Origin of the sequence: Streptomyces alboniger, from assembly GCF_008704395.1 — a bacterium.
Taxonomy (GTDB): Bacteria; Actinomycetota; Actinomycetes; order Streptomycetales; family Streptomycetaceae; genus Streptomyces; species Streptomyces alboniger.
In genome coordinates, this window is sequence record NZ_CP023695.1 from 5,787,564 (window position 1) to 5,811,704 (window position 24,141).

At 70.6% G+C, this 24,141-nt stretch carries 18 protein-coding genes and 1 pseudogene; 17 read left to right on the forward strand and 2 right to left on the reverse strand.

Translation table 11 applies throughout. The annotated features are described in order from the left end of the window. The first annotated feature begins 68 nt into the window (after positions 1-68). The 10 genes from CP975_RS25985 to CP975_RS26030 all read left to right on the forward strand — a co-directional run bounded on the left by CP975_RS25985 (position 69) and on the right by CP975_RS26030 (position 13,351). Positions 69-1,508, forward strand: coding sequence for a gamma-aminobutyraldehyde dehydrogenase (locus CP975_RS25985; RefSeq protein ID WP_030784580.1), 1,440 nt, complete (start codon positions 69-71; stop codon positions 1,506-1,508). Between the two features lie 215 nt (positions 1,509-1,723). After that, positions 1,724-4,321: an MXAN_6230/SCO0854 family RING domain-containing protein gene (locus CP975_RS25990; protein ID WP_055527187.1), complete on the forward strand. Its 2,598-nt coding sequence runs from the start codon at positions 1,724-1,726 to the stop codon at positions 4,319-4,321. Positions 4,322-4,415: 94 nt separating this feature from the next. Next, complete coding sequence (locus CP975_RS25995) at positions 4,416-5,615, forward strand: polyamine ABC transporter substrate-binding protein (protein ID WP_055527185.1); 1,200 nt, start codon at positions 4,416-4,418, stop codon at positions 5,613-5,615. 418 nt (positions 5,616-6,033) lie between these two features. After that, positions 6,034-7,248, forward strand: coding sequence for a B12-binding domain-containing radical SAM protein (locus tag CP975_RS26000; protein WP_246201631.1), 1,215 nt, complete (start codon positions 6,034-6,036; stop codon positions 7,246-7,248). Further along, entirely contained in the window at positions 7,245-8,771 is a 1,527-nt protein-coding gene (locus tag CP975_RS26005; RefSeq protein WP_055527182.1) for a B12-binding domain-containing radical SAM protein, read from the forward strand. The genes CP975_RS26000 and CP975_RS26005 overlap by 4 nt, the downstream gene beginning before the upstream one ends. Next, the gene (locus CP975_RS26010) at positions 8,768-10,576 is read left to right on the forward strand and encodes a fatty acyl-AMP ligase (protein WP_150477395.1); all 1,809 of its coding nucleotides are present in this window, start codon (positions 8,768-8,770) and stop codon (positions 10,574-10,576) included. Before CP975_RS26005 ends, CP975_RS26010 begins: the two co-directional genes overlap by 4 nt. Beyond that, a complete protein-coding gene (locus CP975_RS26015) occupies positions 10,566-10,841 on the forward strand; it encodes an acyl carrier protein (protein WP_055527179.1) in 276 nt (91 codons plus the stop codon). Before CP975_RS26010 ends, CP975_RS26015 begins: the two co-directional genes overlap by 11 nt. Before the next feature lie 13 nt (positions 10,842-10,854). Further along, positions 10,855-12,129, forward strand: coding sequence for a beta-ketoacyl-[acyl-carrier-protein] synthase family protein (locus CP975_RS26020; protein ID WP_055527177.1), 1,275 nt, complete (start codon positions 10,855-10,857; stop codon positions 12,127-12,129). Positions 12,130-12,159: 30 nt separating this feature from the next. Beyond that, positions 12,160-12,594 (forward strand): PaaI family thioesterase, encoded by a 435-nt coding sequence (locus tag CP975_RS26025; RefSeq protein WP_051819590.1) that lies wholly within the window; start codon positions 12,160-12,162, stop codon positions 12,592-12,594. Positions 12,595-12,613: 19 nt separating this feature from the next. After that, on the forward strand, positions 12,614-13,351 hold the full coding sequence (locus CP975_RS26030; RefSeq protein WP_055527175.1) for an enoyl-CoA hydratase/isomerase family protein: 738 nt from the start codon (positions 12,614-12,616) through the stop codon (positions 13,349-13,351). A gap of 41 nt (positions 13,352-13,392) precedes the next feature. Here the strand turns inward: CP975_RS26030 and CP975_RS26035 are convergent, their stop codons facing one another. Further along, positions 13,393-14,307: a helix-turn-helix domain-containing protein gene (locus CP975_RS26035; RefSeq protein ID WP_055527173.1), complete on the reverse strand. Its 915-nt coding sequence runs from the start codon at positions 14,305-14,307 to the stop codon at positions 13,393-13,395. Positions 14,308-14,522: 215 nt separating this feature from the next. Between CP975_RS26035 and tkt the strand changes: the two genes are divergently transcribed. From tkt to CP975_RS26070, 7 genes and pseudogenes are all read left to right on the forward strand, one after another. Then, the gene (tkt, locus tag CP975_RS26040) at positions 14,523-16,619 is read left to right on the forward strand and encodes a transketolase (RefSeq protein WP_055527172.1); all 2,097 of its coding nucleotides are present in this window, start codon (positions 14,523-14,525) and stop codon (positions 16,617-16,619) included. Positions 16,620-16,674: 55 nt separating this feature from the next. After that, complete coding sequence (tal, locus tag CP975_RS26045; RefSeq protein WP_055527194.1) at positions 16,675-17,811, forward strand: transaldolase; 1,137 nt, start codon at positions 16,675-16,677, stop codon at positions 17,809-17,811. Next, positions 17,808-19,340 carry a glucose-6-phosphate dehydrogenase gene (gene zwf / locus CP975_RS26050; RefSeq protein ID WP_055527170.1) on the forward strand — a complete coding sequence of 511 codons (1,533 nt, stop codon included), beginning with the start codon at positions 17,808-17,810 and terminating at the stop codon, positions 19,338-19,340. The genes tal and zwf overlap by 4 nt, the downstream gene beginning before the upstream one ends. Further along, the gene (gene opcA / locus CP975_RS26055) at positions 19,337-20,278 is read left to right on the forward strand and encodes a glucose-6-phosphate dehydrogenase assembly protein OpcA (protein ID WP_055527167.1); all 942 of its coding nucleotides are present in this window, start codon (positions 19,337-19,339) and stop codon (positions 20,276-20,278) included. Before zwf ends, opcA begins: the two co-directional genes overlap by 4 nt. After that, positions 20,271-21,923 carry a glucose-6-phosphate isomerase gene (gene pgi, locus CP975_RS26060; RefSeq protein WP_055527165.1) on the forward strand — a complete coding sequence of 551 codons (1,653 nt, stop codon included), beginning with the start codon at positions 20,271-20,273 and terminating at the stop codon, positions 21,921-21,923. The genes opcA and pgi overlap by 8 nt, the downstream gene beginning before the upstream one ends. A gap of 38 nt (positions 21,924-21,961) precedes the next feature. Then, positions 21,962-22,846, forward strand: a pseudogene (gene gnd / locus CP975_RS26065) (phosphogluconate dehydrogenase (NAD(+)-dependent, decarboxylating)); the annotation flags it as partial. 85 nt (positions 22,847-22,931) lie between these two features. Next, positions 22,932-23,531 (forward strand): histidine phosphatase family protein, encoded by a 600-nt coding sequence (locus CP975_RS26070; RefSeq protein ID WP_055527163.1) that lies wholly within the window; start codon positions 22,932-22,934, stop codon positions 23,529-23,531. Positions 23,532-23,601: 70 nt separating this feature from the next. Here the strand turns inward: CP975_RS26070 and CP975_RS26075 are convergent, their stop codons facing one another. Continuing rightward, a complete protein-coding gene (locus CP975_RS26075; RefSeq protein ID WP_055527162.1) occupies positions 23,602-24,069 on the reverse strand; it encodes a hypothetical protein in 468 nt (155 codons plus the stop codon). Positions 24,070-24,141: the final 72 nt, after the last annotated feature.

A 24,141-nucleotide genomic window follows, 5' to 3' on the forward strand; every position in this document is an offset into this window, starting at 1 on the left:
TTGAAAGCGTCGGTATAGCGACTAGTGTGGGTGTCTCATCCACTGGACATCTGACTGGAGGGCCGGAAGTGAGCACCGAGCTGCGCCGTCTGCGCAACTACATCAACGGAGAATTCCGGGACGCGGCCGACGGACGGACCACCGAGGTGATCAATCCGGCGACCGGCGAGGCCTACGCCACCGCGCCGCTGTCGGGCCAGGCCGACGTCGACGCGGCGATGAAGGCCGCCGCCGACGCGTTCCCCGCCTGGCGCGACCTGACGCCCGCCGAGCGGCAGAAGGCCCTGCTGAAGATCGCTGACGCGTTCGAGGAGCGGGCCGAGGAGCTGATCGCCGCCGAGGTCGAGAACACGGGCAAGCCGATCGGGCTCACGCGGTCCGAGGAGATCCCGCCCATGGTCGACCAGATCCGCTTCTTCGCGGGTGCGGCCCGGATGCTGGAGGGGCGCGCCGCCGGCGAGTACATGGAGGGTCTGACCTCCATCATCCGCCGCGAGCCGATCGGCGTCTGCGCGCAGGTCGCGCCGTGGAACTACCCCATGATGATGGGCGTATGGAAGTTCGCCCCGGCGCTCGCGGCCGGTAACACGGTGGTGCTGAAGCCGTCCGACACCACGCCCGCGTCGACCGTCCTGATGGCCGAGATCATCGGCTCCATCGTGCCGCCCGGCGTCTTCAACGTCGTCACCGGCGACCGCGACACCGGCCGTCTGATGGTCGAGCACAAGACCCCCGCGATGGCCTCCATCACCGGTTCCGTGCGCGCCGGCATGCAGGTCGCCGAGTCCGCCTCCAAGGACCTCAAGCGGGTCCACCTGGAGCTGGGCGGCAAGGCGCCGGTCGTGGTGTTCGAGGACACCGACATCGCCAAGGCCGTCGAGGACATCTCGATGGCGGGCTTCTTCAACGCGGGCCAGGACTGTACGGCCGCCACGCGCGTGCTCGTCCACGAGTCCATCCACGACGAGTTCGTGACGGCGCTCGCCAAGGCCGCCGCCGACACGAAGACCGGCCAGCCGGACGACGAGGACGTGCTGTACGGCCCGCTCAACAACGCCAACCAGCTGAAGCAGGTCTCCGGCTTCATCGAGCGGCTGCCCGCGCACGCGCGCGTGGAGGCCGGTGGCCAGCGGGTCGGCGAGAAGGGTTACTTCTTCGCGCCGACCGTCGTCTCGGGCCTCAAGCAGGACGACGAGATCATCCAGAACGAGGTCTTCGGCCCCGTCATCACCGTGCAGTCCTTCACGGACGAGGCGCAGGCCGTGGAGTACGCGAACGGCGTCGAGTACGCGCTCGCGTCCTCCGTGTGGACCAAGGACCACGCGCGCGCGATGCGGATGTCCAAGGTGCTCGACTTCGGCTGCGTCTGGATCAACACGCACATTCCCCTCGTCGCCGAGATGCCTCACGGTGGGTTCAAGAAGTCGGGCTACGGCAAGGACCTTTCGGCCTACGGGTTCGACGACTACACCCGCATCAAGCACGTGATGACGTCCATCGAGGGTTAGTCCCCTGCGGGTGCGTGGGGTTGCTCGCGCGGTTCCCCGCGCCCCTTCGGGGCGCCCCCGACGCTAATTGAGATGCCCGGTCTCTCCGCCCCCGCGTACCGTTGGGTACGCGGGGGCGGCTCCGCGGTGTGCTTCCTTCTTTCTTCTTATGTCAAAAGATCCGTAGCGCACCCACTCCCCGCCCCCGCCTTTCCGTTTCCCGGGGGTGGGACCTGATGACGACGACCGATGACCTCGCCGGACTGCTGCTGCGCCGTCGGCAGAGTGTGTGCGTGCCTTCCGGCGCCGGACGGTCCGCCGAGACCGACGCCGCCGTCGTCGTCCTCGAAGCCGAACTCGCCGACCGCGGGCACCTGCTGACCGCCCCGCTGCGCCGCGCGCTGACCGCGCTGTCCGTCGGTGACCTCGCCGAGGCCGGGCGCAGGCTGATCGCCGACGTCGACGCCCTGATGGGCTCCGACCGCCGCCACGCCCCGCTCTTCGCGCGCTTCCCCGAAGAGGTCCCCTACCAGCACGCCTACGACCGCTTCACCTCCGTCGTCGCCGCCCACCTCGCCGCCCAGCCGCACCAGCCCTGCATGAACTGCGCGGGCACCCAGGCACGAGTGCGTGCCCTCATGCCCTGCGCGCACCTGCTGTGCGACGACTGCCACCGCAAGGAGAAGGACTGGGGCTGCTGCGACGACTGCTGCGTCTGGTACGCCTGCCAGATCTGCGAGCGGCGCTACGAGACCGACGGCCCCCTCGACCCCTGGCTCGACACCGGCGCCGGCCTCGGCGGTGACGGGGGCGAGGTCCTGCGCGCCCTGCGCCTCGCCGCACCCGGCGACGCCGCCGCCGAACTCGCCGCCCTGCTCGCCCGCCGTACGCCGTTGAACCCGCAGGACCACGACGACCTGGTGCTGCTCCTCGGACACGCGGACCCGGCCCGGGCCGCCGACTGGCTGCCCGAGTCGATACCGCTGCGCGAGAGCAAGGCCCTCGCCCTCGCCCCGCTGCTCGACCTCCCCGAGGTGCGCTCGCTCGTCGGGACGCACGCGGACACCGCCACCGACGTGCTGCGGATCCTCGTCGTACGCTCCGGGGGCGACCCCGACCTGCTCGAACTGCCGCGCCTGCGCGGCCTTTCCCGTCCCGTGCGACGCGAACTCCTGGCGCTGCTCGACGGGTTCGGCTTCCTGCGCCTCGCCGAGGACATGGCCCGCCACCCGCGCGCGTGGAAGCGGGCCGGTGAACTCCTGCACCCCTTCGAGGCCGCCGGCCGGCACGCGCGCGTGGCGCTCGCCTTCGCCGTGCTGCGCGGGACACGCCTCGAAGACAGCGCGCTCGGCGAGGTGCTGCTCACCGAGGCCGCCCGGCACGACAGCGTCCGCCTCGTCGGTGACCGGCTGCGCCTCGTCACCTGGCAGAGCCGTGTCGAGGAGGCCCTCGGCCGCTGGGACGTCACGGCCGCCGCCGGCCTGCTGTCCGAGCGCCCCGGTGAACTCCTGCGCCGCCTGGACCTGTTGCTGGCCCGCTCCGGCGCGGCCACCCTCCCGGAGCCGGTCGGTGAGGCCCTCGCGCACGCCCTGCCGCGCACCGCACCCGGCCCGCTGCTCGGGGCGTACGGACAGCTGAAGATCCGTACCGCGCCCGGGCACCGCCGGGTGTTCTTCCCGCGCGGACGGGTCACCAAGGCGTTCGCCGTCGGGGACCACCGCCCGCCGCTGCCCTCCCGCGTCGCGGGCCGCGCCGGTGAGCTGATCGAGGCCGAGGCGGTGCGGCGCCTCGCCGCGCGCGAGGGGGAGCGGTACGACGTGGCCGTCCTGGACGCCTCCCTCGACGACCTGCCCGTGCCGTTCGCCGAGCGCGCCTCCGCGGCCTCCCTGGTCGCGGTGCCGCGCGGCAGCTCGCTGCCCATGCCCACGGACAGCGAGCGGGTGCGGCTCTTCCTGCACTGGCTCCAGCCCAAGGGCACGCGCGTCGACCTGGACCTGTCCGTCGTGCTCTACGACGACCTGTGGCGGTTCGTCGGCCTGTGCGACTACACCCACCTGGAGTACGCGCGCGGCGCCGCCCGGCACTCCGGGGACCTGACCTCGGCGCCCGCCCCGCACGGTGCCACCGAGTACCTCGACCTCGATCTGCCGTGGCTCGCGAACACCGGGGTGCGGTTCGTCGTCCCTGCCGTCCTCTCGTACAACGACGTGCCCTTCGACGAACTCCCGGACGCCTTCGCGGGGTTCATGGCCGTCGAGGCAGGGGCGCGGGCCGTGTACGACCCGCGGAGCGTGCGACAGCGCTTCGACCTCGCGGGCGACGCGAAGCTGCGCGTCCCGATGATCGTCGACCTGCGGACGCGGCGCGCCTGGTGGGCGGATGTCACCCTCGCCACGACCGGCACCGACCACGACGTGTGGCGCCACCGCGAGCAGATCCGGCGCATGGGCAACGACCTGCTCGACACCTTCGAGCCGCGCGGCCGGGCCACCCTGTGGGACCTGGCCTGCTGGACGGCCGCGGCCCGCACCGACGGCGACGTGTACGTGCGCGGCCGCGGCCACGTCCTGTGGGGCTACCGGCGGGCTGCGGACGAGCCGCGCGCCGACTTCGCCCTGCGCATCCGGGAGGGCTGGGAGCCGGACGCGCTGTGCGCGGAGCCGGACCTCGGCGGCCGCAGGGCCCTTCTCGCGCTGCTGCACGGCGAGTTGGCGGCGACCGGCGAGGCCGCGTCCGGCACGCTGTACCGCCTCTACCCGGGCCCGGCCGACGCCGCGCCCCTGGAGCGGATCACGGCGGGGGACCTGGCGGCGTGGCTCGCGCCCGTGGCGTGACCGCACGCGTGATCGACAGGGTGTCGGTTCCACGAGGCGGCGCTCGACGCTGCGTCCATTGCCGCGCCGCCGCGCGAAGGCGCATGCTGCCGGGGTGCGAGCGAACCCCATAGCCCCCTCGGCCCGTCCGGTGCACCGCCGGTCCCTGCTCCGCGCCCTCGGCGGGGGCGCGGCCGCCGGCGCGCTCGCGGGGTGCGGTGTGCCCGCCGCGTACATCGCGCCGGACGAGCGCTCCGCGGGCGACCGCTCGGCGAAGGACGGGGCGCTGACCTTCGCGAACTGGCCGCTGTACATCGACACGGACGACAAGGACAAGACGCGGCGCCCCTCGCTGGACGCCTTCGAGAAGCGGACCGGGATCGACGTCCGCTACACGGAGGAGATCAACGACAACGACGAGTTCTTCGGCAAGATCAGCCCGTCCCTGATGAACCATCAGGAGACCGGCCGCGACCTCATCGTCATCAGCGACTGGATGTGCGCCCGCTTCGTGCGGCTCGGCTGGGTGCAGGAGATGGACCGCTCGCGCCAGCCCAACGTCACCAAGTACCTGGACCCGTTGCTGCGTTCACCGCATTTCGACCCGGGGCGGAAGTTCACCGTCCCCTGGCAGTCGGGCATCACCGGCATCGCGTACAACAAGCGCAGGCTCGGCCGCGAGATCAGGCACGTCTCCGACCTGTGGGCCGACGACCTCAAGGGCCGCGTCACGCTCCTGTCCGGGCTCGACGAGGCGTTCGCGCTGCTGCTCCAGGGGGACGGTGTCGACGTCACCCGGTGGAAGGCGGACGACTTCCACCGGATGTGCGACAGGATCGAGGAGCTGGTGAACTCCCACCACATCCGGCGCTTCACGGGCAACGACTACATCAAGGACCTCTCCAGTGGCGACGTCCTGGCCTGCCAGGCCTACAGCGGAGACGTCATCCAGCTCCAGGCGGACGACCCGGACATCGAGTTCGTCGTGCCCGAGGAGGGCGCCGAGCTGTGGGCCGAGTCGTTGATGATCCCCAACCTGGCCCGCCACAAGCGCAACGCCGAGCGGCTCGTCGACTACTACTACGACCCCGAGGTGGCGGCGGAACTCGCCGCCTGGGTCAACTACGTCTGCCCGGTCCCCGCGGCCCGCGACGTCCTCGCCTCCGCCAAGGACAAGGAGCTGGCGGCGCTCGCCGAGGACCCGCTGATATTCCCGGACGACGCGATGCGCGAACGGCTCGCGATCGCGCGGGACATCACGCCGAAGGAGCGCACGGAGTTCGCGAAGCGGTGGAACGCGCTGGCGGGGCTGTAGAGGTTTCTGGGCCGTGGGGCCGCACGGTTCCGGCCGAGTTGTCCGGGCCCATCGGCGGCCCCCGCGTCGGCGTACGGTCCGCCCACCGGGTCGCGAGGTGTCCGGATCAAGGAATGGGGCCCCGGGCCGGCTGGCGCGAATGCGGGTGGCCGTCATGACCTGCTCTGTAGGAGGGTTGACACGCATATTCAGCCGATCCTAGAGTCGAAAATCTGTGCATGCCTCAATCAAGTGGTTTTTGGTATTGCGGGCCGGTGGGGTACGGCCATGCCTGAAATAGGCTGTCCATAAAGCAGCGCATTTTCGTGGCGACAGGGGTCGGCAGATGAAAAGAGTGCTTCTCGCGACCGCTCCGATAGAGGCTCTGGTAGAGCCCGACGGGATCGGTGGGAACTGGTACGACAGAACCGATACCTATATGGCGTGGACCTGCGCGGTGGACCTTGAGGACCGGCTCTCCGTCACCTGTCCACCGACCGGGCTCCGTTTCATCAAGCACAACGTGCCGGACGTCGAAATTCTGGAGTACCCGACCTGGGACGAGTATCTCGCCGCCCTGCGCGCCGAGAAGTGGGACATGGTCGGCATCAGCTTCTACACCTGGTCGACGCCCGTCGCGATCGAGATGGCGAAGGCGGCACGCGAGGCCGGTGTACCGGAGATATGGGCCGGCAACTACGGCGTTCTCTCCCCGGGCATCGACCGCTACTTCACGAAGAAGGTGAAGGGCGCGGGCGAGGCGCCGATCCACGAATACGTCTACGGCACGCCGCTGCCCCGCGTGCGGCACCCGGCCATGCTGGGAGAGAGCGGATTCCGCGGGCTTAAATCCCCGGTCGGATATTTATATTCGAAGCGCGGATGCAACATCGGCTGTACCTTCTGTTCGACGCCGATCTTCAATCCCAAAGAAGAAGCCATCTTCATGGAGGACACGTACGCGGCGCTCGACGCGTACCGGGACGCCGACGTCGCCCACGTCATCATCTACGACGAGAGCTTCTTCCTCACCAACACCCTGGCCGAACAGGTGGTGGACGCGCTCGCGGAGCGCGAACTGCCCTGGATCTGCCTCACCCGTGCCGACCTGATCCGGGGAAGAATTCCCGAGCTGACCGACCGCTACATGGACGGCGCGATCGTCGGCATCGAGTCCTACCGGGACAAGAACGTCGCCGACGTGAAGAAGCGCGACGACGTCTACAACGTACGGCAGACGGTCCGGGAACTGATCGACAACGGCCGCCGGGCCCTTGGCACCTTCATGGTCGGATTCGCCGAGGACAGCATCGACGACATGCGGTTCGACATCGAGCAGCTGAGCGAGGAAGGGTTGTTCGCCTGCCAGCTGACCCTGCTCACCCCGTTCCACGGCACCCGCCTCTACCGCCAGATGGAACACCTGGTCGACGAACCCGACCTCAGCAAGCACGACCTGTACAACCTGGTGTGGAAGCACCCGAAGATGAGCCGCAGCGAGGCCCGTGACCTGCTCGCCTGGGCACAGCGCAAGGTCAACGACCCCGACCGCATCGCCGCCAGGCTCAAGCAGGAGATGAAGGCGAAGGTGCGCCAGGAGTTCGCGCGCCGCCACCGCACGACGCCGCTCAGCCCCTCGGGATCCCCGTCATGACGAACCTGCGCATCCTCTGCGTCCAACTGGGTTTCCACGAGGCGTATCCCGACGCCTCCACACTGGCGACGACGTACAACGACGGGATCTACTACGTCGCGTCGTTCGTCCAGCAGGAATTCCCGGACGCGCGGGTGGAGATGTGCCAGATGTTCTGGGGGGAGAAGCCCGAGGACTTCCCCCTCGCCACGTACGACTACATCCTGATCTCGGCGCTGGCCACCCACTTCTGGTCGAACATCGAGACGATCGAGCTGATCCAGCGCGCCAGACGCCCCGGCTGCGTGGTCATCATGGGCGGGCCCCACGCCGCGTTCGCGCCCTACGAGGCACTGCGCTACGCCGATTACGCGGTGATCGCCGAGGGCGAGATCCCCGCCGTCCAGCTGATCAACGCGCTGGAGAACGGCGAACCCCTCACCGAGGTCGACAACCTGGCCTACATCGGGGCCGACGGTGATCTCGTCGTGAACAAGATCGCCCGCTACGGAAACATCGCCACCGCGATCAACCCGAAGTTCCTCGCGGGCGCGCCGAAACTGCACTGGGCCACGGTCTCGATGTCCCGCGGTTGTCCGTTCGCCTGCTCCTTCTGCTATGCCATCCGCCTGCTCGGACGGCGCTTCCGCACCAAGACGGCCGAAGACGTCCGCAGCGAACTGGACGCCATCTACGCGCAGACCGGATGCAACCGCTTCTACGTCACGGACCTCAACTTCACGACCCGCAAGGACTACTGCCGGGAAATCGCCGAGACGTTCCGGGACCGCGACTACAAGTTCATCGCCATGAGCCGGGTCAATCACGCCGACGACCTGGATCTGGTCCTCGACCTCAAACGGTCGGGGTTCGACGAGTACTGCCTGGGAGTGGAATCGGAGGACCCGAGTGTCCTCCAGGCGTTCAACAAACGGGTCGACCCCTCCGAGCAGACCCGCCGCCTGCTGCGCTTCGCCGAGAACGACATCGCCATCCACTCCGCGATCATCTTCGGACTCGACGTCCAGGACCGGCCGGCGATCGAGGCCACCGCGCGATGGTGCGCCGAGGCCCGCATCATGCATCCGGTATTCGTATGCCTCGCGGAATACCCCTTCCAGAACCTGCTGTACGGGGCGCGGCAGGACGTCGAGGACCACCGGATCATCATGGAGGTCCCGACCTATCAGCACTATTCGTTCGTCGGCATCTTCCCGCGCGAGATGCGCCCCAGCGAACTCCAGCGGGGCATCCTCGACAGCTACGACATCTTCTTCCGGCGGGCGTTCGAGATCGAGACGCGGCCCCAGCGACGGGCACGCCTCAAGGCGTACTCCCGCAGCGTCGACCGCGGCCGCGAGGGAATGCGGCAGCACATCCACTTCCTCGAACAGCTGGAGAAGCCGTACTACACCGCGGCCGGGACCCTGCGGGAGGACCTGTTGAAGGCGGACTTCGACGCACGGCACGGAGAGCTGCGCGAGTGGCTGGCGCGCTCGTCCAAGTCCACCGACGTGGAATTCGTGAAGCGATACGCCCGATGACGGGAGCGATGCGCCCGCCGACGGCGGAGCACCGGGCACAGACCGTCGTCGGCGCGCTGCTCGAACAGGCCGCCGACGCCCCTGACCAGCCGGCGTTCCATGTGATCGAGAGGTCCGAGGAGGAGTTCGCACTCACCTACGCGGACGTCGGCCGCCTCGTCGGCCGGGCCGCGGCGGGCCTGCGGGCGCACGGCATCGGGGAGGGGGACCGGGTCCTCGTCGTCCTGCCCACCTCGCGGGACTTCCTCGCGGTCTACCTGGGCTGCCTGTACGCGGGCGTCGTGCCGGTCATCGCGGCGGAACCGACCGGCGCCAACCCGCACTACGCGGCCCACCTGCGCGGCCTCGTCGAACAGGCAGGGGCCACCAGGGTCGTCGCCGCCCCGGACCTCGCGGACTCGCTCGCCGCGTTCCTGCCGGGCGCGGTCACGGTCACGACGCCCGACGCGCTGCGCGGGCAGCCCCTCACCCTCGACGACCCACGGGCCACGCCCGCCTCGCTCGCCCATCTCCAGGCGACCTCCGGCTCGACCGGCGCCCCCAAGCTGGCCATGGTCCGGCACGGCAACATCACCGCCAACGTCCGGGCGATAGCCGAGGCGATCCGGGCGGAACCGAACGACTCGCTGGTGAGCTGGCTTCCGCTGTTCCACGACATGGGCCTCATCGGCATCTCGTACGCGCTCCACGCCCGCATTCCGATGGTGCTGGCCGATCCGGTCAACTTCCTGCGGAACCCGATGTCATGGCTGCGCTGGATCAGCCGCCACCGGGGCACCCTGTCGCCCGCGCCCAGCTCCGCGTTCCACATCTGCGCGCGGGTGGCCAAGCGGCGGCCGCCCGACGATCTCGACCTGTCGTCCTGGCGGGTGGCCCTGTGCGGTGCGGAGCCGGTGCACGAGGCCACCCTGCGCGAATTCCAGGCCGCGTTCGGCCCGTTCGGGCTTCCCGAGACGACGCTGCGGCCCGTGTACGGACTCGCGGAGACGACGCTGGCGGCGACCATCTCGGACGTCGACCACCCCTTCTCCGTCGACCGGGTGGACGCCGAGGCCGTCTCCGCCCGGGGGCGCGCCGAGCCCCGGCCGGCCGGTGATCCGCGCAGCATGAGCATGATGTGCGTGGGCCCCGCGGTGCCCGGCCACCGGCTGAGGGTGGTGGACCCGGACGGGACGCCGCTGCCCGACCGCATGATCGGCGAGATAGAGGTGGCCGGCCCCAGCGTCATCGACGGCTACCTCCCGGAGCCGGGCGCCGCCCAGGGCGCGTCGGGTGCCGCCCAGGCCACGTCGGGCGCCGCGCGGGCCGGGTCGGCGGACGAGCGGCTCAAGCGGCCGGACGGCTATCTCCGCACCGGTGACCTCGGCTATCAGCTCGACGGCGAGCTGTACGTCACCGGCCGCCGCAAGGAGATCGTGATCATCTCCGGCCGCAACTACATCCCCGACCAGATCGAGCGGTTCGTCGAGGCCGTCGCCAAGAGCCCGCGCACCCCCTCGGTCGTGGCGGTCGGCGTCCCCGATCCGATGCTCCTCACCGAGCAGTTGCATCTGCTTCTCGACGAACGCATCGGCGAGGGCCGCGACCGGCAGGCCGTCGCCGACGAGGTGCGCGGCGCACTGGCCGAGGCGTTCGGGATCGGCGGCGTCACCTTCCACTGGATCCGCCGGGCACAGCTGCCCCGGACCACCAGCGGCAAGATCCAGCGCCATCTCTGCCGGCGGATGATCGAGGAACGCCCGCCGTTCCGACGTACCGACGTACCCACGCGTGTGACCTCGGGAGGGGCACCTGATGCAGGATGAGAAGCGGGACCAGGAGCTTTTCGACAGGATCGTCAAGCACATCGGGGAGTTCGTCGAGACCGACGTGTCCCATCTGACCCCGGAGTCGAACATCGGCAACTCCATCGAGGGCATGAGTTCGCTCAAGATGGTCGAGCTGCTTCTGTTCCTTGAGGACTGCTTCGGCGTCGACTTCGACGAGTCCGTCATGGACGAGTTGCAGACCATGCGGGATCTGGAGCACTACATACGGCGGACGCTGGACGCGTCGGAGCAGCGGGCCTGACCCGGAGCGGGACATGCCGCTACACCGCGTGGTGGTCACCGGGGCGGGTGTGCTGTGCCCGCTCGGCTCAACGGTCGAGGAGTTGTGGCAGGGCCTTGTCGCCGGACGTTCGGGGATCGCCCCGCTGACCCGCTTCGACGCGGGCCGGTTCCACAGCCGGCACGCCGGGCAGGTCGACGACTCCGTCGTCACGTTCGCCCCCGGCCCGCTCCAGTTCGAGACGAAGCGCATGAGCGCGTTCGTGCGGTACGCCCTGTTCGCCGCCGACCGGGCGCTCGACGACAGCGGTCTGGGCGGGCCCGCGCAAACCGGGGCGGACGTACGCCGGTACCCGCCGGGAGGCGGCGTCTACCTCGGCGTGGCCATGGGAGGGCTGCCCAGTATCGAGGAGGGCGTACTGCGGCAGGAGAGGCGGGGAGTGCGCAGGACCAGCCCGTTCCTGATCCCCTCACTCATCCCCAACATGGCGGCGAGCGTGATCGCCCTGCGCCACGGCATCGAGGAGGAGCAGGTCACCGTCGCCGGTGCCTGCGCGAGCGGCAGCCAGGCGATCGGGCAGGCGATGCGCGCGATCCGGTCCGGTGCCCGCACCTGGGCCGTCGCAGGCGGGGCGGAGGCGGTCATCACGCCGATCACCTACTCCGGATTCCAGGCGATGCGAGTGCTCAGCCGGCACGACGACCCGCAGACCACCCCCCGCCCCTTCGACCGCTCGCGGGACGGCATCGTGGTCGGCGAGGGTGCCGCCGTCCTCGTGCTGGAGGAGCGTGCGCACGCCGAGGCGCGCGGTGCGGTGATCCACGGCGAGCTGACCGGCTTCGACGCCACCAGCGGGGGCGACGACCTCACCGCCATCTCGTCCCGCCACGTCACCCGCTGCCTGAGCGGCGCCCTCGCCGACGCCGGGCTCGAACCCGACGCCGTCGACTGCGTGTTCGCCCAGGCGTCTGGCATGGTCCAGGGCGACGCCGCCGAGCTGGAGGCGTTGGAGGCGCTCACCGCCGACACCGATCACAAGCCGGTCGTCACGTCGATCAAGGGGCACATGGGATACACGTTCGCCGCGAACGGCCCGCTGAACCTCGCCGCCGCCCTCATGTCGCTCCGCCACCAGGCCGTCCCGCCCACGCTGAACCTGAAGGAGACCGACCCCCGGTTCGTCAAGACCGACCTCGCCCGTGAGGTCCGGGAGATGGAGATACGCCGCTGCCTGGTCAACGCGTTCGGGTTCGGCGGGATCAACGCCGGCCTCGTCGTGTCCCTCGCCGATCCCCGCTCCCTCGCATAGTCCCGCCGCCGCTGCCCCCAGAGGAGTACCGTGTCCACGCACTTCGAGAAGCTCACCCGCTGCTGCATGAACTGCAAGATCTCCCGATTCCTCGACAAGACCATCGAGATCGAGGAGGCGGGGCGCGCGCGGGTGGCCATTCCGTTCCACAGCGACCTCACCCAGAACGCGGACTTCCTGCACGCCGCCCTGATGTTCGAGGTCGGGGACACGGCCGGTTTCGTGGCGGCCAACTCGATGGAGGAGACCTTCAGCGTCCTGACGGTCGACTACCACATCAACCTGATCCGGCCGGTCCAGAAAGAGGGCATCCACGCCGTCGGCCACGTGGTGACCGCGGGCAAGACCCTCTACGTCGCGCGCAGCGACATCTACAGCGAGAGCGGCAAGCTGGTGGCGGCCGGGCAGGGCACGTACACGGTGTCGAGGATCCCGCTCACCGACCTCGAAGGCTACGCGGACTGACCGGGCCGGGGAGCGACGAGTGATCGACGTATCCGACCACGACGGCATCGCGCTGCTGACGCTGGACCACGGGCCCGTCAACGCGCTGGACCGGGAACTGCTCACGCGCCTCGCCGAGACGCTGGAGGCGGTGGCCGACGCCCGCGCGGTGGTGCTGACCGGCAGCGGACGGTCCTTCTCGGCGGGGGTGGACCTCAAGCGGGTGATCGAGGGCGGGGCGGCGTACGCCGAGACCTTCCTGCCCGCGCTGCACCGCGCGACCCTCGCCCTGTTCGACCATCCGAGGCCGGTGGTCGGGGCGGTCAACGGCCACGCCCTGGCCGGCGGCTGCGTGCTGGCCGCCGCCTGCGATGTGCGGCTGATGTCCGGCGGCTCCATCGGGCTCACCGAACTCGCCGCCGGAGTGCCCTTCCCCGCGGTGTGCCTGGAGGTCGTACGCCATGCCGTCGGTCCGGCGCTCGACGCGCTGGTGCTCGGGGCCGGCCGCCTGGCGCCCCGACAGGCCCTGGCCATCGGCCTGGTGCACGCACTGGTCGAGCCGGAGGAGCTGCTCGCCGCCGCGCTGCTGCGGGCGAATGAGCTGTGCCGTGCGCCGTCGGACGTGTACGCCCTCTCCAAGCGCCAGCTCCATCGGCCCGCCCACCAACGCATAGGCGCCGCCCGGCCGTTGGACGACGGCGAGGTGCTGAAGCTGTGGAGCGCCGAGCGCACCGGCCGTACCCTGCGGGAGTATCTGGCGTCCCTGCGCCGGGGCTGACCGGGGCACCGGGCCGGGCACCGTCGGGGCGGACGCCCGCCTCAGGTCTGCTCGGCCCGGAACCCGGCCGGTGTCACCCCGGTCCGCTGCTGGAAGAACTTCGAGAAGTTCGCCGAGTCCGCGAAGCCGACGGCCGCTCCGATGCGGCCCGCCGGCAGGTCGGTGTGGGCGAGCAGGCGCTTGGCCTCCAGGATCACGCGGCGATCGATGAAGTCCTTCGGGGTCTGGCCGGTGGCGGCGCGCACCGCGCGGACGAGCGTGCGGCGGGAGTAGCCGAGCTGGTCGGCGTACGCGCTGACGCTGTGGTTGGTCGTGAAGCCCTGCTCGACCGCCCCGCGGAACCGGGAGAACGCCGAGTCCGGCAGCGGCCTGCACTCGTCCGCCGCCGCCTGCGCCGACACGTGCGCCACCCGCAGCATGAAGGCGGTCAGGGAGTGCCGCAGCACCGACGTGTGCAGGCTCAGCGGCAGCGTCGCCGTGTCCAGGTACTCGCGCTGGAGCTGTGCCAAGGAGGTTTCCAGGGCGGCCAGTTGGGCCTCGTCGGGGTGCAGGAGCGGCGGCCGGTCGTAGCGGTAGAGGCCTGTCGCCTCCACGGTCGCGCGCGGCAGGAAACCGGGCTGCATCGTGAGCGCGGTGCCGTTATAGGTGTCGGTCGCCGAGAAGCTGTGCACCTGCCCGGGGCGGATCCACAGGACGTCCCCTGCGCCCGCCTCGTACTCCGTGAAGTCGACCATGTGGCGGACGGGGCCCGCGCGGAAGAAGAGGAGCACATGGAAGTCGATGCGGTGCACGCGCCGGGCGAGACCGACGCCGCCCGCCCAGGGGCCCTCCGTGCCCATCGGGCCGACCTGCATCCCGACCCCCGAGACGCTCGCGCTCGGGTCGAAGGGGTAGGTACGGATGTGCTCCGCGGCGCCCATGTGCGCGCTCGGATGGGCGCCGGTCTGCTCCGTCATGCGTTCTTCCCTGCGCTTTCTCGGCCCGGACCGCCTCGGACCGCCTCCGTCCGCCAGGCTGTCCCATTTTCACCGGACGGTGACACGGGCGCACCTTCCTCGTAAAAAGTATGACCTTTACGTTCGTAGGTGGCTGGACCAGGGTCTTTGGGCCCGGACCGCCGGTGCCCCAGGGCACCACCCGAAGCTCCACGGATGCGAAGGAAGTCATACAGATGAGCACGCAGACACCGGACGGCCTCGACCCCTTCGAGCGGCCCTTCGAGTGGACCGGACTCGACCGGCGTGCCGTCGACACCGCCCGCCTCCTGGCGGCCGATGCCGTGCAGAAGGTCGGGAACGGACACCCCGGCACGGCGATGAGCCTGGCGCCGGCCGCGTACACCCTCTTCCAGAAGGTCATGCGGCACGACCCGGCCGACCCGGAGTGGACCGGCCGCGACCGCTTCGTCCTGTCGCCCGGCCACACCAGCCTCACCCTCTACACCCAGCTCTTCCTCTCCGGGTACGAGCTGGACCTCGACGACCTGAAGGCGTTCCGCACGCAGGGCTCGAAGACCCCGGGCCACCCCGAGTACGGGCACACCGCCGGGGTCGAGACGACGACGGGGCCGCTCGGCCAGGGCGTCGCCAACGCCGTCGGCATGGCCATGGCCGCCCGCTACGAGCGCGGCCTCTTCGACCCCGAGGCCCCCGAGGGCACCAGCCCCTTCGACCACACCGTCTGGGCGATCGTCTCCGACGGCGACCTGGAGGAGGGCGTCTCCGCCGAGGCCTCCTCGATGGCCGGGCACCAGAAGCTCGGCAACCTCGTCCTCCTCTACGACGACAACCACATCTCCATCGAGGGCGACACGGACACCGCCTTCTCCGAGGACGTCGCCAAGCGCTACGAGGCGTACGGCTGGCACGTCCAGCGCGTCGCGCCCAAGGCCGACGGCGACATCGACGCCGAGGCGCTGTACGAGGCGCTCGCCGCCGCCAAGGCCGAGACCGGGCGGCCGTCCCTCGTCGTGATGCGCACGATCATCGCCTGGCCCGCGCCCAACGCCCAGAACACCGCGGGCTCCCACGGCTCCGCGCTCGGCGCCGACGAGATCGCCGCCACCAAGCGCGTCCTCGGCTTCGACCCCGAGCGGTCGTTCACCGTCGAGGACGACGTCATCGCCCACACCCGCAAGGCCCTCGACCGGGGCGCCGAGGCGCACGCCGCCTGGGACAAGCGGCTCGCGCGGTGGCGCGCCGCCGACCCCGAGCGCTCCAGGCTGCTCGACCGCGTCGTCGCCGGCCGCCTCCCCGAGGGCTGGGAGCAGGCGCTGCCCGCCTTCGAGGCCGGTGCGAAGCTCGCCACGCGCGCCGCGTCCGGCAAGGTCCTCCAGGCCCTCGGCCCGGTCATCCCCGAGCTGTGGGGCGGCTCCGCCGACCTCGCGGGGTCGAACAACACGACGATCGACAAGACGTCGTCGTTCCTCCCGAAGGGCAACCCGCTGCCGGAGGCCGACCCCTACGGGCGCACGATCCACTTCGGCATCCGCGAGTTCTCGATGGCCGCCGAGATGAACGGCATAGCGCTGCACGGCAACACCCGTATCTACGGCGGCACCTTCCTGGTCTTCTCCGACTACATGCGCAACGCCGTGCGGATGTCGGCCCTCATGCAGCTGCCCGTCACCTACGTGTGGACGCACGACTCGATCGGCCTCGGCGAGGACGGTCCGACCCACCAGCCCGTCGAACACCTGGCCTCGCTGCGCGCCATCCCGGGCCTGAACGTCGTCCGCCCGGCCGACGCCAACGAGACCGCCATCGCCTGGCGCGAGATCCTGCGCCGCGGCTCGGACAAGCCGGCCCCGCACGGCCTGGCGCTGACCCGGCAGGGCGTGCCGACGTACGAGGCCAACGAGCTGGCCGCGAAGGGCGGCTACGTTTTGGCGGAGGCGTCCACGGGCACCCCGGACGTCGTGCTGATCGCCACCGGCTCCGAAGTGCACCTCGCCGTCGAGGCCCGCGAGCGGCTGGAGGCGGAGGGTGTCGCCACGCGCGTCGTGTCGATGCCGTCCGTCGAGTGGTTCGAGGAGCAGCCGCGGGAGTACCGCGACAGCGTCCTGCCGCCCGCCGTCAGGGCCCGCGTCGCCGTCGAGGCCGGCATCGGCCTGACCTGGTACCGCTACGTCGGGGACGCCGGGCGCATCGTCTCCCTGGAGCACTTCGGCGCCTCCGCGGACGCCGGCGTGCTGTTCGCCGAGTTCGGCTTCACCGCCGAGAACGTCGCCGCCAAGGCGCGTGAATCCCTCGCCGCGGCCCGCGCCTGACCCTTGCCGACCTCCGCGCCCGACCTCCCGCAAGACCCGAAAGAAGATGAAGCACATGACCAGCGCCGCCCCCTCCTCCTCGCCTCTCGGGGCCCTCTCCGACGAAGGCGTGTCCATCTGGCTGGACGACCTGTCCCGCACCCGCATCGAGTCCGGCAACCTCGCCGAGCTGATCGAGAAGAGCCACGTCGTGGGCGTCACCACGAACCCCTCGATCTTCCAGGCGGCCATCGGCTCCGGTGAGGGCTACGAGGAGCAGCTCGCCGACCTGGCCGCCCGCGAGGTCACCGTCGACGAGGCCGTCCGCATGATGACCACGGCCGACGTGCGTGCCGCCGCCGACGTGCTGCGTCCCGTGTACGAGGCGACCGGCGGTCGTGACGGCCGCGTGTCGATCGAGGTCGACCCGCGCCTCGCCCACGCGACCGAGGCCACCATCGCCGAGGCCAAGCAGCTCGCCTGGCTCGTCGACCGCCCGAACGTCATGATCAAGATCCCGGCGACCGAGGCGGGCCTGCCGGCCGTCACCGAGGTCATCGGCCTCGGTATCAGCGTCAACGTCACGCTGATCTTCTCCCTTGACCGCTACAAGGCCGTCATGGACGCCTACCTCGCGGGCCTGGAGAAGGCGCACGAGCGCGGCATCGACCTCTCGACCATCCACTCCGTCGCCTCCTTCTTCGTCTCGCGCGTCGACGCCGAGATCGACAAGCGCCTCGACAAGGTCGGCACGGACGAGGCCACGGCGCTCAAGGGCAAGGCCGCCCTCGCCAACGCGCGCCTCGCCTACGAGGCGTACGAGCAGGTCTTCGCCACCGACCGCGCCGTCCGCCTCGCGGCCGCGGGCGCCCACAAGCAGCGTCCGCTGTGGGCCTCGACGGGCGTCAAGGACCCGGCGTACAAGGACACCCTGTACGTCGACGAACTGGCCGCGCCCGGGACCGTCAACACCATGCCGGAGGCCACCCTCAGGGCCACCGCCGACCATGGCGACATCCACGGCGACACCGTCACCGGCACCTACGACGCCTCCCGCGCCGAGCTGGCCGCCGTCGAGAAGCTCGGCATCTCCTACGACGAGGTCGTGCGGCAGCTGGAGGACGAGGCCGTCGCCAAGTTCGAGGCCGCCTGGACCGACCTGCTCGGCACGGTGGCGAACCGCCTCGCGGACAAGGAGGCTGACACCAAGTGAGCGTCACCGCCTGGCAGAACCCCCTGAGGGACGCCCGCGACCGGCGCCTGCCGCGCATCGCGGGCCCCTCCGGGCTCGTCATCTTCGGCGTCACCGGCGACCTGTCCCGCAAGAAGCTGATGCCGGCCGTCTACGACCTCGCCAACCGCGGTCTGCTCCCGCCGGGCTTCTCGCTCCTCGGGTTCGCCCGCCGCGAGTGGGAGGACCAGGACTTCGCGCAGGTCGTCCACGACTCGGTGCGCGAGCACGCCCGCACCCCCTTCCGCGAGGAGGTCTGGCAGCAGCTCGCCGACGGCATGCGCTTCATCCCGGGCGACTTCGACGACGACACCGCGTTCCGGCAGCTGCGGGAGGCGGTCGACGAGCTGGACGAGAAGCGCGGTACGAGCGGCAACTACGCCTTCTACCTCTCCGTACCGCCGAAGTTCTTCCCGAAGGTCGTCCAGCAGCTCAAGAAGCACGGGCTCGCGGACGCCCCCGAGGGCTCCTGGCGCCGCGCCGTCATCGAGAAGCCGTTCGGCCACGACCTCGCGTCGGCCAAGGACCTGAACGCGATCGTCCACGAGGTGTTCGCCCCCGACCAGGTCTTCCGCATCGACCACTACCTCGGCAAGGAGACCGTCCAGAACATCCTGGCGCTCCGCTTCGCCAACCAGATGTACGAGCCCATCTGGAACCGGTCGTACGTCGACCACGTGCAGATCACGATGGCCGAGGACATCGGCATCGGCGGCCGCGCCGGCTACTACGACGGCATCGGCGCCGCCCGCGACGTCATCCAGAACCACCTGCTCCAGCTGATGGCCCTCACCGCCATGGAGGAGCCGGCCGCGTTCGACGCCGAGTCGCTCGTGATGGAGAAGCTGAAGGTCCTCAAGTCGGTGCGCCTGCCCGACGACCTGTCGGCGTCCACGGTCCGCGCGCAGTACGCGGAGGGCTGGCAGGGCGGCGAGAAGGTCAAGGGCTACCTCCAGGAAGAGGGCATCGACCCCGAGTCGAAGACCGACACCTACGCCGCGGTCAAGCTGGAGGTCGACAACCGCCGCTGGGCGGGCGTCCCCTTCTACCTGCGCACCGGCAAGCGCCTGGGCCGCCGCGTCACCGAGATCGCGGTCGTCTTCCAGCGCGCCCCGCACTCGCCGTTCGACTCCACCGCCACCGAGGAGCTGGGCCAGAACGCCATCGTCGTCCGCGTCCAGCCCGACGAGGGCATGACCGTGCGCTTCGGCTCGAAGGTGCCGGGTACGTCGATGGAGATCCGCGACGTGTCCATGGACTTCGCGTACGGCGAGTCCTTCACCGAGTCCAGCCCGGAAGCGTACGAACGGCTGATCCTGGACGTACTGCTGGGCGACGCCAACCTCTTCCCGCGCACGGAGGAGGTCGAGGAGTCCTGGCGCATCCTCGACCCCGTCGAGGCGCACTGGGACACCCACGGCAGGCCCGCCCGGTACGCCTCGGGCAGCTGGGGCCCGAGGGAAGCGGACGAGATGCTCGCACGAGACGGACGGAGCTGGCGCAGGCCATGAAGATCGATCTGACCGACACCACGGCAAGCAAGATCAATAAGGCGCTCGTGCAAGGACGCCGGGCCATCGGGACGCCCGCCGTGGGCGTGGTCCTGACGATGGTCATCGTCACCGACGAGGAGAACGCCTACGACTCGGTGAAGGCGGCCGAGGAGGCCTCCCGCGAGCACCCCTCGCGCACCCTCGTCGTCATCCGGCGCACCGCCCGCTCCCCGCGCGACCGGCAGGGCAACCGCTTGGACGCCGAGGTGCGGGTCGGCTCCGAGGCGGGCACCGGCGAGACCGTGATCCTGCGCCTGTACGGCGAGGTCGGCCAGCACGCCGACTCCGTCGTCCTGCCGCTGCTCCTGCCCGACGCCCCCGTCGTCGTCTGGTGGCCGGTCGACGCGCCGGAGAACCCCGCCAAGGACCCGCTGGGTGCGCTCGCCGCCCGCCGCATCACCGACGCGTACGCCGTCGAGGACCCCCTCGCGGCCCTCGCGGCCCGCGCCTCGTCCTACGCCCCCGGCGACACCGACCTCGCCTGGACCCGCCTCACGCCCTGGCGCTCCATGCTGGCCGCCGCCCTCGACCAGGCCCGCGTCGACGTCGTCTCGGCCGCCGTCGAGTCCGAGGCCGACAACCCCAGCGCCGAACTGCTCGCCCGCTGGCTGGGTGCCCGGCTCGGCGTCGCGGTGGAGCGCGTCACGACCGCCGGGCCCGTCGTCACCGCGGTCCGTCTCGGCACGGCCGACGGCGAGATCCGCATCGACCGCCCCGAGGGCCCCCTCGCCACCCTGTCCCTGCCCGGCCAGCCCGCGCGCACCCTCGCCCTGAAGGTGCGCTCGACCGCCGAGCTGATCGCCGAAGAGCTGCGCCGCCTCGACGCCGACGAGATGTACGCCGTCGCGCTGCACGGCGACGCCTCCGGCACGAAGGAGTCCGTACGACATGACTGACAGCACGCCGCTTCTCGCCCGCCGCCCGCAGTGGACCGCCCTGGAGGACCACCGCGCCAAGTTCAACGGCACGCACCTGCGCGACCTGTTCGCCGCCGACCCGTCACGCGCCGAGCGGTACACCGTCCAGGTCGGCGACCTGCACATCGACTACAGCAAGCACGTCGTCACCGACGAGACGCTCGCCCTCCTCCAGGAGCTGGCCGCCGCCACCGACGTGTTCGGGCAGCGCGACGCCATGTTCCGCGGCGAGAAGATCAACACGACGGAGGGGCGCGCGGTCCTGCACACGGCCCTGCGGGCACCCGCCGACGCCGTGATCGAGGTCGACGGCGAGAACGTCGTGCCGAAGGTGCACGCCGTACTCGACAAGATGGCCGCCTTCTCCCAGAAGATCCGTACGGGGGAGTGGACCGGCCACACCGGCAAGCGCGTCCGCAACATCGTCAACGTCGGCATCGGCGGCTCCGACCTCGGCCCCGCGATGGCCTACGACGCGCTGCGCCCGTACACCGCACGGGATTTGACGTTCCGCTTCGTCTCGAACGTCGACGGCGCCGACCTCCACGAGGCCGTCCGCGACCTCGACCCCGCCGAGACGCTGTTCATCATCGCCTCGAAGACCTTCACCACGATCGAGACGATCACCAACGCCAAGGCCGCGCGCTCCTGGCTGCTGGCCTCCCTCGGTGACGAGGCGGCCGTGGCCAAGCACTTCGTGGCCCTGTCGACCAACGCCGAGAAGGTCGCCGAGTTCGGCATCGACACGGCGAACATGTTCGAGTTCTGGGACTGGGTCGGCGGCCGCTACTCCTTCGACTCGGCCATCGGCCTGTCCCTGATGATCGCCATCGGCCCGGACGCCTTCCGCGAGCTGCTGGACGGCTTCCGCGTCGTCGACGAGCACTTCCGCACGGCACCGGCCGAGGCCAACGCGCCCTTGCTGATGGGTCTGCTGGGCATCTGGTACGGCAACTTCCACGACGCCCAGGCGCACGCGGTGCTCCCGTACTCGCACTACCTCTCCAAGTTCACCGCCTACCTCCAGCAGCTCGACATGGAGTCCAACGGCAAGTCCGTGGACCGCGAGGGCCGCCCGGTCCAGTGGCAGACGGGCCCCGTCGTCTGGGGCACGCCCGGCACCAACGGCCAGCACGCGTACTACCAACTCATCCACCAGGGCACGAAGCTGATCCCGGCGGACCTCATCGGCTTCGCGAAGCCGGTCGATGAGCTGGGCCCCGAACTCGCCGCGCAGCACGACCTGTTGATGGCCAACCTCTTCGCGCAGGGCCAGGCGCTCGCCTTCGGCAAGACGCCCGACGAGGTGCGCGCCGAGGGCGTGGCGGAGGAACTGGTCCCGCACAAGACGTTCAAGGGCAACCACCCGACGACGACGGTCCTCGCGCGCGAACTCACCCCTTCGGTCCTCGGCCAGCTCATCGCCCTCTACGAGCAGAAGGTGTTCGTCCAGGGCGCCGTCTGGAACATCGACTCCTTCGACCAGTGGGGCGTCGAACTCGGCAAGGTCCTCGCCAAGCGCGTCGAGCCCGCCCTCGCCGAAGGCGCCGAGGTCCCCGGCCTCGACGCCTCCACGCGGTCCCTCGTCGCCACCTACCGCGCCCTGCGCGGCCGTACCTCCTGACCCCACCGACCCTCCGCTGACCTCCTGGAAAGAGAGCAACTGACATGCAGCTCGGACTCATCGGCCTCGGCAAGATGGGCGGCAACATGCGCGAGCGCATCCGCCGCGCCGGCCACACCGTCATCGGCTACGACCGCAACCCCGACGTCTCCGACGTCGCCTCCCTCGCCGAACTCGTCGACAAGCTCGAAGGCCCGCGCGTCGTCTGGGTGATGGTCCCCGCGGGCGCCGCCACCCAGTCGACCGTCGACGAGCTGAAGGACCTCCTCTCCGAGGGCGACATCGTCGTCGACGGCGGCAACTCCCGCTGGACGGACGACGAGAAGCACGCCGAGGAGCTGAGGGCCAAGGGCATCGGCTTCGTCGACTGCGGTGTCTCCGGCGGCGTCTGGGGCCTGGAGAACGGCTACGCCCTGATGGTCGGCGGCGACGACGAGCACGTCGCGCGCGTCAAGCCCGTCTTCGACGCCCTCAAGCCGGAGGGCGACTTCGGCTACGTCCACGCGGGCAAGGTCGGCGCCGGCCACTTCTCCAAGATGGTCCACAACGGCATCGAGTACGCCATGATGCAGGCCTACGCCGAGGGCTGGGAGCTGCTGGAGGCCGCCGACTCGGTGACCGACGTCCGCGAGGTCTTCCGCTCCTGGCAGCAGGGCACGGTCATCCGTTCCTGGCTGCTCGACCTGGCCGTCAACGCCCTGGACGACGACGAGCACCTGGAGAAGCTGCGGGGCTTCGCCGCCGACTCCGGAGAGGGCCGCTGGACCGTCGAGGCGGCCATCGACAACGCCGTGCCGCTGCCGGCGATCACCGCGTCCCTCTTCGCCCGCTTCGCGTCCCGCCAGGACGACTCGCCGCAGATGAAGATGATCGCCGCGCTGCGCAACCAGTTCGGCGGCCACGCGGTCGAGTCCGCCAAGTAACGCCTCCAGGCAAGCAGCGCACCTGGAACCACAACGCATCCAGAACCACAACGTATCCAGAACCTTCGAAGGGGGGCGTGTCACCATGGGTGACCTTCTGCTGGTCCGGCACGGCGAGACCGAGTGGAGCCTGACCGGACAGCACACCAGCTGGACGGACAAGCCCCTCACCCAGCACGGCGAGGAACAGGCCAAGTCCCTCGCCCCGTTCTTCGCCGGCCGGCCCTTCGCTCTCGCCCTCACCAGCCCGCTGGACCGCGCGGTCCGCACCGCCGATCTGGCGGGCCTGGCGGGGGCCACCCCGTACGACGATCTCCACGAGTGGGACTACGGGGCGTACGAAGGCATCACCACCCGCGAGATCCACCGCACCCGGCCCACCTGGGACCTCTGGACCGACGGCGTGCCGCCCGGCCCCGAAGGCCACCCGGGGAAGTCACCGGCCGAGGTCGGCGCACGGGCCGACCGCGTCCTGTCCCGCGTGGACGCGGCGCTCGCGGCCGACGAGGGAGACGTCGTCCTGGTCGCGCACGCGCACTTCCTGCGCGTGGTCACCGCCCGCCGCCTCGGCCTCGCACCTGCCGAGGGCCGTTTGTTCCAGCTGGGCACGGGCACGGTGAGCCGCCTGTCGACGGAGCACGGCCGCCCGGTCGTCGCGGCCTGGAACGTGCGCCCGCGCGACTGATCCCGCAAGGCCGTGCGACCGACCCCCGCAAGGCCGTGCGACTGACCCCGCAAGACCGTGCGGCGCCGCGTCAGGAACGGCGGCGCCGCACGGCGTTCCACGCGTTTTCGGCGGCGTACGTGACGCGCAGCCGCCAGGCATCCAACTTGTCCGCCACGGCCGTGCGCACCTTCTGCCGCTTGAACCACGGCGGCAGCTCGCGAAACGGCACGAAGGTCAGCGTGTCCCTGATGGCGTTCTCGGCGAAGCCGCCGCGCCCCTCCTTGTGCAGCGCCGCGTACAGCTCCGCCGTCAGCTCGCCGTTGAGCCGGGCCGCGGCGCCCGCCGCGGTGAAGGCGAAGCCCCGCCGGCCGCGGTCCGACAGGCGCATCGCCCTGACGATGCGCGGCGACGCCTCCTCCAGGGGGCAGTTGAAAGCCAGCCCGATGACCGCCGTCCCGATGCTCCGCTCGCCGCGCTCGAACGCCGCGTCCACTTCGGCGGGGTCGTCCATGCCGATCAAGCTCCCGCGCCTGTCCCAGCTCCACTCGGGCGACATGACCGGTCTTCCTTCCCTCACTCGTGGCGCAGTGCGGCCCCCACGATGCGCTCGGCCACCGGATTCATACCC